This is a genomic window from Cellulosimicrobium sp. ES-005, assembly GCF_040448685.1.
Taxonomy (GTDB): domain Bacteria; phylum Actinomycetota; class Actinomycetes; order Actinomycetales; family Cellulomonadaceae; genus Cellulosimicrobium; species Cellulosimicrobium cellulans_G.
In genome coordinates this window covers 2,358,527-2,371,653 of record NZ_CP159290.1, presented here as the reverse complement: position 1 = coordinate 2,371,653, position 13,127 = coordinate 2,358,527, and the positions used below count along the sequence as shown (strand labels likewise).

Sequence of the window (13,127 nt, the reverse complement as noted above, 5' to 3'; positions counted from 1 at the left end):
ACGACGGGGTCAGACGCGGACCGGCTCCGCGGCCGTCCCGGGCTGGCCGCCCTCGAGCGGGGCGTCCGCGGCGGCGAGGGCCGCGCGCAGGTCGCGACCCAGGTTCGCGTCGACGTACGTCCAGTACTGCACGGCGCGCTCGCGGATGTCCTCGCTGCGCACGGCGCCGACGTGCCCCGTGATCGTCTCGAGGAAGCGCGCGCGTGCCGCGTCGTCGAAGACCTCGCGGTAGAGCGTGCCCGCCTGGCCGAAGTCGTCGTCCTCCGGGTGCAGCGTCGCGGCGCTGCGCGTGAGCTCGCCGTCGGCCTCCCAGCCGGCGGACTCCGCCGCGCGGGCCGGGTCGGCGTGCGCGCCGCCCCGGCTGTTCGGCGCGTACACCGGCGTGGTCGCCGACGAGAACGAGTAGCGCATCGACCCGTCCTTCGCGTACGAGTGACCGCCCTCGGCCGCGGCGTGCGGCGCGTTCACCGGGAGCTGGGCGTGGTTCGTGCCCACGCGGTACCGGTGGGCGTCGGCGTAGGAGAAGATGCGCGCGAGCAGCATCTTGTCCGGGCTCGTCGCGATGCCGGGGACGAAGTTGCTCGGCGCGAACGTCGCCTGCTCGATCTGCGCGAAGTAGTTCTCCGGGTTGCGGTTCAGCTCCATGACGCCCACCTCGACCAGCGGGTAGTCGGCGTGCGGCCACACCTTCGTGAGGTCGAACGGGTTGAACCGGTAGGTCTTGGCGTCCTCGTACGGCATCATCTGGACCGAGAGCGTCCAGCGCGGGAAGTCGCCCGCCTCGATGTGCTCGTACAGGTCGCGGATGTGGTGGTCCGAGTCCGACCCGGCGAGCTGCGAGGCCTCGTCAGCGGTGAGGTTCTTGATGCCCTGCTGGGTCTTGAAGTGGTACTTGACCCAGAACCGCTCGCCCGCCGCGTTGATCCACTGGTAGGTGTGCGAGCCGAACCCGTCCATGTGGCGCCAGCTCGACGGGAGGCCGCGGTCGCCCATGAGCCAGGTCACCTGGTGCGCCGACTCGGGGGAGAGCGACCAGAAGTCCCACTGCATGTCGTTGTCGCGCAGGTTCGAGCCCGGCAGGCGCTTCTGCGACCGGATGAAGTCGGGGAACTTGATGCCGTCGCGCAGGAAGAACACGGGCGTGTTGTTGCCGACGAGGTCGTAGTTGCCCTCGGTCGTGTAGAACTTCAGCGCGAAGCCGCGGGGGTCGCGCCACGTGTCGGGGGAGCCCTGCTCGCCCGCGACGGAGGAGAAGCGCGCGAGCATCTCGGTGGTCGTGCCGGGCTGGAAGAGCGCCGCGCGCGTGTACGCGCTGACGTCGTTCGTCACCGTGAACGTCCCGAAGGCACCGCCGCCCTTGGCGTGCACGACGCGCTCCGGGACGCGCTCGCGGTTGAACTGGGCCAGCTTCTCGACGAGGTAGTGGTCGTGCAGGACGATCGGCCCGTCGGCACCGACGGTCTGGGCGTGGGCGTCCGACGCGACGGGCGCGCCGGCGTTCGTGGTGGTGAAGGGGGCGGTCATGGGTCTCCTTCCGTGGGCCGCGGTCGCGGCCCGTCTGGCGTTCTCATACCGGGATCTTCGTGAGAAAACGGGCGCGCTCCGGGTGCACGAGGCACGGGGAGCGGGCGGGGGCGGTCAGTCCGCGCAGTCGGGGCAGAGGCCCCAGAACGTCACCTCGGCGGTGTCGATCCGGAACCCCGACGTGCTGCTCGGCGTCAGGCAGGGGGCGTGACCGACGGTGCAGTCCACGTCGGCGACGGCGCCGCAGCCCCGGCACACGACGTGGTGGTGGTTGTCGTCGAGGCGGCGCTCGTACCGCGCAGGATGGCCCGCGGGCTCGATCCGGCGGACCAGGCCCTTGTCGGTGAGCGTGTGCAGGACGTCGTAGACCGCCTGGACCGAGACGGAGCCGAGCGACGCGCGCGCGGCGCGCAGGACGTCGTCGGCGTCGGCGTGCTGCTGGAGCTCGACCGCGTCGAGCACGGCCAACCGGGCCGCGGTGACGCGCAAGCCGTGCTCCCGGAGCTCGCCCTCGTGGCGGGCGCGTCGTGGCCCGTCGTCGAGGGTCGTCCCCGCGCCGGGCGTCGGTCCTGTCGTCATGGCACCACTCTAACCACGTAAACTGGAAGAGTTCCAATGATGGAGGCGATCAGGAGATCGCCGTCGGGCGGGTGCGAACATCCGGCCCGCCCTCTGCTATCCTTGATGGCTGACCGACTCGTGCGCGTCTCCTCGTCCGGCTTCCGGGCGACGGGAGGGGTGCGAGTGCGCAAGTGGATCTCATCCCACCCGGGTCTCGACCGCCGACGAACGTCGCGACAGAGGCCGGGTCCTGGTCCGGGACGCACCCTTCGGGGGCGTTCCGACGTGGTCGTCGCCCGGTGCGACGTCCCGACCTGATGGCCTCCGCCCTGCGCTCAGGGACGGAGGCCTTCTTCGTCCCGGGTGGTCTACCGACGACTTCCTAGGAGCATCACATCAGCGAGCCTCGCATCAACGATCGGATCCGCGTCCCCGAGGTCCGACTCATCGGTCCCGGCGGGGAGCAGGTCGGCGTCGTCCGCACCGAGGTTGCCCTGAGCCTTGCCCAGGACGCGGACCTCGACCTCGTCGAGGTCGCCCCGGACGCCCGGCCCCCCGTCGCCAAGCTCATGGACTTCGGCAAGTTCAAGTACGAGTCCGACATGAAGGCGCGTGAGGCGCGGCGCAACCAGGCGAACACGGTCCTCAAGGAGATCCGCTTCCGCCTGAAGATCGACCCGCACGACTACGGCACCAAGAAGGGCCACGTCGAGCGCTTCCTCGCCGCGGGCGACAAGGTCAAGGTCATGATCATGTTCCGTGGCCGTGAGCAGTCGCGCCCCGAGATGGGCGTCCGCCTGCTCCAGCGCCTCGCGGACGACGTCGCGGAGCTCGGCTTCGTGGAGTCGATGCCGAAGCAGGACGGCCGCAACATGACCATGGTGCTCGGCCCGGTGAAGAAGAAGGCCGACGCCAAGAGCGAGCAGCGCAAGCGGGCGCAGGAGGCCGAGCCCCGGCTGACGAAGTCCGCCCAGCGCGCCGCGGCGCGGACCGGCGACGGCGCGGAGCCCGGCGACCTCGACGCGCCCGAGGCCGTCGCGGTCACCGAGAGCGCCGAGGCCCCTGCGGTCGAGACCGCCCCGGCCCCGGCCGAGGCGGCTGCCCCCGCCGAGGCTCCGGCCGCCGAGGCGCCCGCGCCGAAGGCTGCCGCACCGAGATCGGCGCCCGCGCCGCGTCCGGCCGCGGCACCGCGTCCCGCTGCCCGACCGGCTGCGGACTCGAAGCCCGCGGCGCCGCGCCCGGCCACCCCCCGTCCGGCACCGGCGGCGCCGTCCGCGCCGGCGTCCGGTGCCAAGCCGGCGGCCCCCAAGCCTGCCGCGCCCAAGCCGAGCGCCCCGCGCCCGGCGCCCAAGCCGGCACCGCGAGGCAAGGCCGGCTGACGGCCGGCAGCACAGACCGACCCTGCTCGGGGTCCGGGCCCACCGGCCAGGACCCGAACACGTCGGCCGCCGCGAGGCGGCTGACCGGACACAAGGAGAGACGGCAGTCATGCCGAAGAACAAGACGCACTCGGGTGCCAAGAAGCGCTTCCGCATCACGGGTACCGGCAAGGTCATGCGCGAGCAGGCCAACGCTCGACACCTGCTCGAGCACAAGGCCACCAAGCGCAAGCGCCGCCTCGCCCAGGACCAGGTGGTCTCGCCCGCCGACGTCAAGACCATCAAGAAGCTGCTCGGCAAGTGACCCGGCAGGTGGCGGGATCCGCCACCGACCGGCTCACCCCCTGAGCCCCGAACTGCAAGGAGCATCACGTGGCACGCGTGAAGCGGGCGGTCAACGCCCAGAAGAAGCGCCGTACGACCCTCGAGCGCGCCAGCGGCTACCGCGGCCAGCGCTCGCGCCTCTACCGCAAGGCGAAGGAGCAGGTCACCCACTCCCTCGTCTACTCCTACCGTGACCGCAAGGCGCGCAAGGGCGACTTCCGCAAGCTGTGGATCCAGCGCATCAACGCGGCGTCGCGCGCGCAGGGCCTGACGTACAACCGCCTCATCCAGGGCCTCAAGGCCGCGGGTGTCGAGGTCGACCGTCGCCTGCTCGCCGAGCTCGCGGTCAACGACGTGGCAGCGTTCAACGCGCTGGTCCAGGTCGCGAAGGACGCGCTCCCCGAGGACGTCAACGCGCCGAAGGCCGCAGCCTGACCAGCACCTCACCAGGCCGCGCGTCGGCCCCGGACGCCCGGTCGGCGCCCGGTCCGCTCGACCCCACGCTGACGAACCCTCGCAGCGACCGGGTCAAGGCGGTCCGAGCGCTGGCCGGGCGTCCGGCGCGTTCGCGGCACGGACAGCTCCTCGTGGAGGGCCCCCAGGGCGTGCGCGAGGCCGTGCGGCTCGCGCCCGACCGGGTCCGCGACGTCTACGTGACGCCGACGGCGGGCGAGCGCTACCCCGAGATCGTCGGGGACGCCCGCGCGGCGGGCCTGCACGTCCACGTCGCGACGGCCGAGGTGCTGACCGCGATGAGCGCCGACGCGCAGGGCGTGCTCGCCGTCGTCCGCGCGCACGAGCCGACGCTCGGGGAGGTCGTGGCCACGCTCGCCGGGCCCGGCCGCGAGCGGCCCGCCCTCGTCGCGGTGCTGGCGACGGTGCGCGACCCGGGGAACGCCGGGACCGTGATCCGGGCCGCCGACGCGGCCGGCGCGGACGCGGTCGTGCTCGCGGGCGAGAGCGTGGACGTGCACAACCCCAAGGTCGTCCGCTCGACCGCGGGATCGTTGTTCCACCTTCCCGTCGTCACGGGCGTGAGCCTCGCGGACGCGGTGGCCGCGCTGCGCGATGCCGGGCTCACGGTGCTCGCCGCCGACGGCGCGGGCGACCTGGATCTGGACGACCTCCTCGACGTGGCCGGGCCCGCGGGCGCGGGGGCGCTCGACGACGGACAGCGGCGCGTCGACCTCGCGGCCCCGACCGCCTGGGTCTTCGGGAACGAGGCCTGGGGCCTGCCCGAGCGGGACCGGGAGCTCGCCGACGCGGTCGTGCGCGTCCCGATCCGTGGGCTCGCCGAGTCGCTCAACCTCGCGACCGCCGCGACGGTGTGCCTCTACGCCTCGAGCCGGGCGCACCGGCCTGCCCGGCGTCCGGCCGCGGCGGGAGGGGCCGGCGCGTGAGCCTGTTCGCCGCGCTCCGCCCGAGCACCGCCGCGCTCGACCATCTCGCGCTCGCGCTCTCGGGCGCGCAGGCCCAGGAGGCGCGCCGGCCCGACGGCGCCCCGCTGGTGCGCTGGACCCCGCCCGAGCTGTGGCACGTGACCGTCTCGTTCTTCGGGTCGGTCCCGGACGGGGCGGTGCCCGACCTCGCTGCCGCGCTCGCGCCGGTGGCGCACGAGACGCCGCCGCCGTCGCTGCGCCTGCGCGGTGCGGGGGTCTTCGACCGGCGTGTGCTGTGGGTCGGCGTCGGGGGGCTCGGCGCGGACGCGCTCCCCGGCCTGAGCGTGGCCGTGGCCGAGGCGGCCCGCGAGGTCGGCGTCGGCGTCGACCGGCGACCGCGGCAGCGCGCCCACCTCACCGTGGCGCGCGCCGCCGCCGGGGCCCGGCAGGCTCGACGTCGCGCGCACGCGCGGCGCTCGGGGGGAGGCCTCGCGGACCTCGCCGCCGGTGACCCGCTCGCCGGTCCGGCCGCGGCGCTGTCCGTCTACGCGGGCCCCGACTGGACCGCGCACGAGCTCCTGCTGCTCGAGTCGACGTCCGGCGACCTGCCGGGCGACACGTCGGGCCGGCGGGTGTACCGCACGGTCGAGACCTTCCCGCTGGCGGGGGTGGCCGCGCGCGGCTGACGACCGCGTCGCGGGGAGGGCGACGAGAGCCCCGCACGGGCACGGCCCGGCGCGCGCACGACGGCTGTGCGAGGATGGCGGCCATGAACATGCACGGTGGTCGTCGATTTCCCGGGCCCGTCACGGGCCCGCGCGACTGACGCGTGCACACCTCCCGCCTGAGGCGGGACGGACCGGGCCCGGACGGGCGCCCTAGAATGACCGCGACGCGCGCACCAGCGCGCGCCTGCGCGCGCCGCGTGCGTCGCGCCCCGCGAGGCGGCACCCGTCCAGGCCACCATCGAGGTTCCTGACCTGGTCGTCGCCCGCTCCCGCAGTCCCGCCCTCGCCAGGAAGGCACGCATGTCCAGCCCTGACGCCGACGTCGTCACCCCCGTCACGGGGGACGGCGGCCCGGACACCCCGACCGCACCCTCTCCGCTCGACGCCGACGCGCTCCAGCGCGCGCTCGACGCCGCCCTCGCCGCGATCGCCGGGGCCGGCGACCTCGACGCGCTCAAGCTCGTGCGCACCGAGCACACGGGCGACCGCAGCGCGCTCGCGCTCGCGAACCGCCAGATCGGCTCGCTCGCGCCCGCGGACAAGAAGACCGCCGGCAAGCTCCTCGGCCCGCTCCGCGGCCGCGTGAACCAGGCGCTCGCCGCGCGCCAGGCCGAGCTCGAGGCCGAGCGCGACGAGCGCGTGCTCGTCGAGGAGGCGGTGGACGTCACGCTCCCGGTCGACCGCGTGCCCGCCGGCGCGCGCCACCCCCTGGAGACGCTGCAGGAGCGCGTCGCCGACTTCTTCGTCGGGCTCGGCTGGGAGATCGCCGAGGGCCCCGAGGTCGAGGCGGAGTGGTTCAACTTCGACGCCCTGAACTTCGGCGTCGACCACCCGGCGCGGCAGATGCAGGACACGTTCTACGTGGCGGGGCTGGACGAGGGACCGGACGGTCCGTACGCCCCGTCGAACCTCGTGCTGCGCACGCACACGTCGCCCGTGCAGGCGCGCTCGCTCCTGGAGCGCGGTGTGCCGCTGTACGTCGCGTGCCCGGGCAAGACGTTCCGCACCGACGCGCTCGACGCGACCCACACGCCCGTCTTCCACCAGGTCGAGGGACTGGCGATCGACGAGGGCCTGACGATGGCGAACCTGCTGGGGACGCTGGACGCGTTCGCGCGCGCCATGTTCGGCCCCGAGGCGCGCACGCGCCTGCGGCCGAGCTACTTCCCGTTCACCGAGCCGAGCGCCGAGATGGACCTGTGGTTCCCGCAGAAGAAGGGCGGGCCCGGCTGGATCGAGTGGGGCGGCTGCGGCATGGTCAACCCGAACGTGCTGCGGTCCGTCGGGGTCGACCCCGACGTCTATTCGGGCTTCGCGTTCGGCATGGGCATCGAGCGCACGCTCATGCTGCGCCACGGGATCGCGGACATGCACGACATGGTGGAGGGCGACGTGCGCTTCTCCGCCCAGTTCGGAACGGAGATCTGATGCCCTACGTCGCCATCGACTGGCTGGGCGACCACGTCGAGCTGCCCGAGGGGCTCACCGCCGAGCGGCTCGCCGCCGACCTCGTCCGCGTCGGCCTGGAGGAGGAGGCGATCCACGGCGCCGCCGTGACGGGTCCCCTCGTCGTCGGGCGCGTCCTCGCGATGACGCCCGAGCCGCAGAAGAACGGCAAGACGATCAACTGGTGCCTGGTCGACGTCGGACCGGAGCACAACGCCGCCGAGATCACGGGCGTCGACCCCGCCGACGTCCCGGCGGGCGGTGCGCGCGGGATCGTGTGCGGGGCGCACAACTTCGCGCCGGGCGACCTCGTCGTCGTCGCGCTGCCGGGCTCCGTCCTGCCCGGTCCGTTCCCCATCGCGAGCCGCAAGACCTACGGACACGTGTCCGACGGCATGATCTGCTCGCAGCGCGAGCTCGGGCTCGGCGAGGACCACGACGGCATCATCGTGCTCCCGCGGCTCGGGTACGCGGCCGAGGACCTGACCCCGGGGCAGGACGCGGTCGCGCTGCTCGGCCTCGGCGACGAGGTGCTCGAGATCAACGTGACGCCCGACCGCGGGTACGCGTTCTCCTACCGCGGCGTCGCGCGCGAGTTCTCGCACTCGACGGGGGCGCGCTTCACGGACCCGGGCCTGCCCGGCTCCCTGCCCACGCCCCCGCCCGCGGCGACGCCCGACGGCTTCCCCGTCGAGGTGGACGACGCGACGCCGATCCACGGCGTCGTGGGGTGCGACCGCTTCGTCACGCGCGTCGTGCGGGGGATCGACCCCGCGGCGCAGACCCCCGCGTGGATGCAGCGCCGCCTCACGGCGTCCGGCATGCGGCCGATCTCGCTCGCGGTCGACGTGACGAACTACGTGATGCTCGACCTCGGGCAGCCGCTGCACGCGTACGACCTCGAGCAGGTCGCGGCGCCGATCGTCGTGCGTCGCGCCGCGCCGGGCGAGCGCCTGGTGACCCTCGACGACGTGGACCGTGCCCTCGACCCCGAGGACCTGCTCATCACGGACAGCCCCGGAGGTGCGCGCGCGTCGCGCGTGCTCGGGCTCGCGGGCGTCATGGGCGGTGCCTCCTCGGAGGTCGGCCCGACGACGACGGCCGTGCTGGTCGAGGCCGCGCACTTCGACCAGGTGACGGTCGCGCGCACGTCGCGCCGCCACAAGCTGTCGAGCGAGGCCGCGAAGCGGTTCGAGCGCGGCGTCGACCCGCTGCTGCCCGCGGTCGCGGCGCAGCGTGTGGTCGACCTCCTCGTCCAGCTCGGCGGCGGCACGGCCGACCCGGCGGTGGGCGACTTCGACCGGGTCGTCGCCCCCGCCGCGATCCGCCTCCCGGCCGGCGAGGCCGAGCGCCTCGTCGGCGTGCCGTACACGCTGGAGCAGGTCGTCGGGACGCTCGGCGCGATCGGGTGCTCGGTCGAGGCGGACGACGCGGACGCCACCGGCGTGCTCGTGGTGGCCCCGCCGTCGTGGCGACCCGACCTCACCGAGCCCGCCGAGCTCGTGGAAGAGGTCGCGCGTCTCGTCGGGTACGACGAGATCCCGTCCCTGCTGCCGGCCGCGCCCGGCGGTCGCGGGCTCACGCGCGAGCAGCGCGTGCGGCGCTCGGTCGCCCGGGCGCTCGCGGAGGACGGCTTCGTCGAGACGCTGAGCTACCCGTTCGTCGGGGACGCGGAGCTCGACGCGTTGCGCCTGCCCGCGGACGACGAGCGCCGCCGGGCGCTGCGCCTGCTCAACCCGCTCGCCGACGACCGGCCGCTGATGCGCACCGACCTCCTCAGCACGCTGCTCGAGACGGCGCGCCGCAACGTCGGCCGCGGGCTGGGCGACGTCGCGCTGTTCGAGGTGGGTCTGGTGACGCACCCGCGCGCGGGTGCTCCTGCGGCGCCCGCGCTGCCGGGCGGCGTCCGGCCGTCCGACGACCAGCTCGCCGCGATCGACGCGTCGCTCCCGGCGCAGCCGCGCCACGTGGCGGGCGTCCTCGTCGGCCGCCGCGAGCGCGCCGGCTGGTGGGGAGCCGGCCGCGCCGCGGACTGGACCGACGCGCTGGCGGCGGCCCGGCTCGTGGTGGAGCGCGCCGGCCTGCACGTGGGTGCGGACGTGTCCGTGGTGGCCGACACCGAGCGCGCCCCGTTCCACCCGGGCCGCTGCGCGCGCCTGGAGCTCGCGGACGGGACCGTGGTCGGGCACGCGGGCGAGCTGCACCCCAAGGTGCTCGAGAACCTCGGCCTGCCCGCGCGCGCGGTGGCGTTCGAGGTCGACCTGTCCGCGGTCGTCGCCGGTTCGTCGGACGCGCCCGTGCAGGCGACGCCCGTCTCGGGCTTCCCGGCCGCCAAGGAGGACCTCGCGTTCGTGGTGGACGCCGGCGTGACCGCCCAGGCGTTGCGCGACGCGATCGTCGACGGCGCCGGGGACCTGGTCGAGGACGTCGCGCTGTTCGACGTCTTCACCGGCGAGCAGGTCGGTGCCGGGCGCAAGTCGCTGGCGTTCTCGCTGCGGCTGCGCGCGGCCGACCGCACGCTCACCGCGGACGACGTCGCGCGCGTCCGCGAGGGCGCCGTGACGGCCGCGCGCGAGCGCGTGGGCGCGGAGCTGCGGGCGTGAGCGTGCACGCGGCGGGTGCCGTCGCGCCCGCCCGGACGGCGCTCGTCACCGGCGCGTCGCGTGGCATCGGTCGCGCGATCGCGGTCGGCCTCGCCGCCGCCGGTCTCGACGTCGCGCTCCTCGCGCGCGACGCCGACCGGCTCGCGGGCGTGGCCGACGAGATCGGCGCCCTGACCGTCGGCGGTGCGGGGCGCGCGGTCGTGGTCACGGCGGACGTCACGGACGCCGCGGCGGTCGCGGCGGCCGTGGGCGCGGCACAGGACGCGCTCGGGAGCGTCGACCTCCTCGTCAACAACGCGGGGCGCGTCGACGCCGAGGTGCCGCTCTGGGAGGCGGACCCCGACGAGTGGTGGTCGGTCGTCGAGACCAACGTGCGCGGGCCGTTCCTCCTCGCGCGCGCCGTCGTCCCGGGGATGCTCGCGCGCGGCGGAGGTCGCGTCGTCGACCTGAACAGCGGCGCGGGCTCGCACGACATGGACGGCGCGAGCGCGTACAACGCGAGCAAGACCGCGCTCCTGCGGCTCGGCGCGAACCTGCACCGGTCCGGGTTCGCGCGCGGCCTGCGGACCTTCGAGGTCTCGCCGGGGGTCGTCCAGACCGACATGACGGCCTCGATGGTCATGCATGAGGGCCGCACCGAGTGGACCCCGGTGGAGCGCACGGTCGAGATGGTCGTCGCGATCGCGCGCGGCGAGCTCGACGCGTTCTCGGGGGCGTTCGTGCGCGTGACGCACGACTCCCCGGCGTCGTTGCGCGCCGCGGCCGAGGAGGCCCTGGGCCGCGGGTCCTCCCTGCCCGGCCCCGACGCGCGGCGCCTGCGGGTCACGCGCTGGGGCGCGGACGACCCGATGCCGGGAGAGCTGCCGAGCCGCTGACGTCCCGCGGCGTGGCCGCGACCACCCGGCGCGTCGCGGACCCGCCCGCACCGACCCGCAGCGCCGCCCGACCCCTCCGGTCGGGCGGCGCTCGTGCGTCCGCGGGCGACGCCTGCGCGGGCAGCGCGGGCGGGGGAGATCACCCGGCATCTGGTTGAAACTTCACTCACTCATCGGGGATGCTGTCCTGGACACCTGACCAAGTACCGGGCGGACACCGACGTCGCGGCTCGACGACGCCTGGGAGCGACGGATGACGACGGCACGCCCTGTCCGGCAGTGGAACGGCCTCACCGTTCCCGAGGCCGGCACCTACACCCTCGACGAGGCGCACAAGCGCATCGGGTTCACCGGGATGCACATGATGGTCTCGCCCGTCCGGGGCGAGTTCACCCGGGCGCGCGCCACGATCCTCGTCGGCGAGGACCCGCTCGCCTCGGCGGTGTCCGCGACGATCGAGACCGCGAGCCTCACGACGCACCACGAGGAGCGCGACGCGCACCTGCGCAGCGCCGACTTCCTCGACGTCGACGCGTACCCGACGATCGAGTTCCGCAGCACCGCGGTCACGTGGCAGGGCGAGCAGCAGGACCAGATCCTCGCGTGGGCGCGACTGCGGAACCGTTCGCCCGAGCGCGCCGAGCTCGCGCCGGAGCGGGTGCAGCCCCGGACGGCGCAGGCCGGGCGGTTCCTCGTCGAGGGACTGCTCACCGTCCGCGGCGTCACGCACCGGACGGTGCTGTCGATGCAGTACGGGGGCGCGCGCCGCGACCCCTACGGCCGCGACATCTTCGGTTTCCACGCCGCGGGCGAGATCGACCGCGAGAGCTTCGGTCTCGTGTGGAACGTGCTGCTCGAGACGGGCGGGTTCCTCGTCGGCAAGAAGATCGGCCTCGAGATCGCGGGGGAGGCCCTGCACCAGGCCTGACGTCCGGTCCGTCAGGGTGCGTCCCGCGCGACGGCCCCGCGGGCGACCCAGACGTGCCACACACCGCGCTCCGGGTGGACGTGCTCGAAGGCGACGCGGCCGCCGTCCTCGTGCGTGACGACGCCGGCGAGCACGACGCGGCGCCCCCGGCGGTCGACGGTCGTCCAGCGGGCGGGGACCGGAGGGAGCAGCGGCGTCGCGGGGGAGCGCGGCGCGGGTCGGCGGGCGGGTCGGTCGTGCGGCATGCCCAGGAGGACGCGGTCCGGCACGCGTTCTCGCGCGCGAGACCGGGTGAAACCCTCGGGCGCGCAGGACGTAGCATGACGCGCGACACGGGGTGCCCCGCCGAGGGCTGAGATGAGACCCGTCGAACCTGCTCTGGCTCGTACCAGCGAAGGGATGTCCCGCGATGACGCTCGCCCTGCCCCCGCACGACCCCGCACCCGGGCGCGACCGCGCCCACCGGCCCGCGGCCGACCGCACGCCCGGTGCGGCCGGCGGCCCGGGTGCCCTGCCCGCGCGGCCGCGCGTCCTGTCGATCGCGGGGACCGACCCGACCGGAGGCGCGGGCATCCAGGCGGACCTCAAGTCCTTCGCCGCGCACGGCGCGTACGGCATGGCCGTCACGACGGCGCTCGTCGCGCAGAACACGCACGGCGTGCGGTCCGTGCACGTCCCCGGTCCGACGTTCCTGCGCGAGCAGCTCGACGCCGTGTCCGACGACGTCGAGATCGACGCCGTGAAGATCGGCATGGTGGCCGACGAGGCCAACGCCCGCGAGATCGGGGCGTGGCACGACGCGCTCGCGGCCGCGCGGACCGACGCCGGGCTCCCGCGGCCCTGGGTCGTCCTCGACCCCGTCATGGTCGCCACGTCGGGGCACCGGCTGCTCGACGCGGGCGCGGAGCAGGCCGTGCGCGACCTCGCGGCACGGGCCGACGTCGTCACCCCCAACCTCCCCGAGCTGGCCGTCCTCGCGGGCCGCGACGTCGCGACGACGTGGGACGACGCGCTGACCCAGGCCGCGTCGTACGCGGCGACGAGCGGTGCCGTCGTGCTGCTCAAGGGCGGCCACCTCACCGGTGCGACGTCGCCGGACGCCCTCGTCGTGCCCGCCGGCCCGTCGTCGGACGCGGCGCCGACCGTCACGACGTTCGACGGCGAGCGCGTGGACACGCCCCATACGCACGGCACCGGGTGCTCGCTCTCCGCGGCGCTCGCTGCCCTGCGCCCGCAGCGTGCGGGCTGGGAGGAGGCGGCGCGCGACGCCAAGGACTGGCTCACCGGCGCGCTGCGCGGCGGGGCGGCGCTGCGCGTCGGGACGGGCCGGGGCCCGGTCGACCACCTGCACGCCTCGTCGCCCGTCGTGCCGCGCTGACG

General features: G+C 75.0%; 13 protein-coding genes and 1 riboswitch. Of the genes, 10 read left to right on the top strand and 3 right to left on the bottom strand.

Features of this window, described 5'->3' with window-relative positions:
- Positions 1-9 precede the first annotated feature (9 nt).
- Both ABRQ22_RS10370 and ABRQ22_RS10365 read right to left on the bottom strand, forming a co-directional pair.
- Complete coding sequence (locus tag ABRQ22_RS10370) at positions 10-1,524, bottom strand: catalase (protein WP_353709448.1); 1,515 nt, start codon at positions 1,522-1,524, stop codon at positions 10-12.
- A 114-nt stretch (positions 1,525-1,638) separates the two neighbouring features.
- Positions 1,639-2,103 (bottom strand): Fur family transcriptional regulator, encoded by a 465-nt coding sequence (locus ABRQ22_RS10365; RefSeq protein WP_353709447.1) that lies wholly within the window; start codon positions 2,101-2,103, stop codon positions 1,639-1,641.
- A 377-nt stretch (positions 2,104-2,480) separates the two neighbouring features.
- On the opposite strand from ABRQ22_RS10365, the gene infC reads away from it, so the two are divergent.
- From infC to ABRQ22_RS10320, 9 genes are all read left to right on the top strand, one after another.
- A complete protein-coding gene (gene infC / locus ABRQ22_RS10360) occupies positions 2,481-3,464 on the top strand; it encodes a translation initiation factor IF-3 (protein ID WP_353709542.1) in 984 nt (327 codons plus the stop codon).
- A gap of 109 nt (positions 3,465-3,573) precedes the next feature.
- Positions 3,574-3,768 carry a 50S ribosomal protein L35 gene (gene rpmI / locus ABRQ22_RS10355; protein WP_047233980.1) on the top strand — a complete coding sequence of 65 codons (195 nt, stop codon included), beginning with the start codon at positions 3,574-3,576 and terminating at the stop codon, positions 3,766-3,768.
- Between the two features lie 68 nt (positions 3,769-3,836).
- On the top strand, positions 3,837-4,223 hold the full coding sequence (gene rplT, locus ABRQ22_RS10350) for a 50S ribosomal protein L20 (protein WP_024840664.1): 387 nt from the start codon (positions 3,837-3,839) through the stop codon (positions 4,221-4,223).
- Positions 4,224-4,291: 68 nt separating this feature from the next.
- Positions 4,292-5,188, top strand: coding sequence for an RNA methyltransferase (locus ABRQ22_RS10345; RefSeq protein ID WP_353709541.1), 897 nt, complete (start codon positions 4,292-4,294; stop codon positions 5,186-5,188).
- A complete protein-coding gene (gene thpR, locus ABRQ22_RS10340; protein ID WP_353709446.1) occupies positions 5,185-5,853 on the top strand; it encodes an RNA 2',3'-cyclic phosphodiesterase in 669 nt (222 codons plus the stop codon). Before ABRQ22_RS10345 ends, thpR begins: the two co-directional genes overlap by 4 nt.
- Before the next feature lie 342 nt (positions 5,854-6,195).
- Positions 6,196-7,323, top strand: coding sequence for a phenylalanine--tRNA ligase subunit alpha (gene pheS, locus ABRQ22_RS10335; RefSeq protein WP_253051399.1), 1,128 nt, complete (start codon positions 6,196-6,198; stop codon positions 7,321-7,323).
- A complete protein-coding gene (pheT, locus tag ABRQ22_RS10330; protein WP_353709445.1) occupies positions 7,323-9,944 on the top strand; it encodes a phenylalanine--tRNA ligase subunit beta in 2,622 nt (873 codons plus the stop codon). The genes pheS and pheT overlap by 1 nt, the downstream gene beginning before the upstream one ends.
- A complete protein-coding gene (locus tag ABRQ22_RS10325; RefSeq protein WP_253051401.1) occupies positions 9,941-10,819 on the top strand; it encodes an SDR family oxidoreductase in 879 nt (292 codons plus the stop codon). The genes pheT and ABRQ22_RS10325 overlap by 4 nt, the downstream gene beginning before the upstream one ends.
- A 253-nt stretch (positions 10,820-11,072) precedes the next feature.
- Positions 11,073-11,747: a YceI family protein gene (locus ABRQ22_RS10320; protein ID WP_253051402.1), complete on the top strand. Its 675-nt coding sequence runs from the start codon at positions 11,073-11,075 to the stop codon at positions 11,745-11,747.
- Between the two features lie 11 nt (positions 11,748-11,758).
- On the opposite strand, the gene ABRQ22_RS10315 is transcribed toward ABRQ22_RS10320, so the two are convergent.
- On the bottom strand, positions 11,759-12,016 hold the full coding sequence (locus ABRQ22_RS10315) for a hypothetical protein (RefSeq protein WP_353709444.1): 258 nt from the start codon (positions 12,014-12,016) through the stop codon (positions 11,759-11,761).
- 54 nt (positions 12,017-12,070) lie between these two features.
- A riboswitch (TPP riboswitch) is annotated at positions 12,071-12,164 on the top strand.
- Between ABRQ22_RS10315 and thiD the strand changes: the two genes are divergently transcribed.
- Positions 12,157-13,125, top strand: coding sequence for a bifunctional hydroxymethylpyrimidine kinase/phosphomethylpyrimidine kinase (gene thiD, locus ABRQ22_RS10310; protein ID WP_353709443.1), 969 nt, complete (start codon positions 12,157-12,159; stop codon positions 13,123-13,125). Its footprint overlaps the riboswitch before it by 8 nt.
- Positions 13,126-13,127 lie beyond the last annotated feature (2 nt).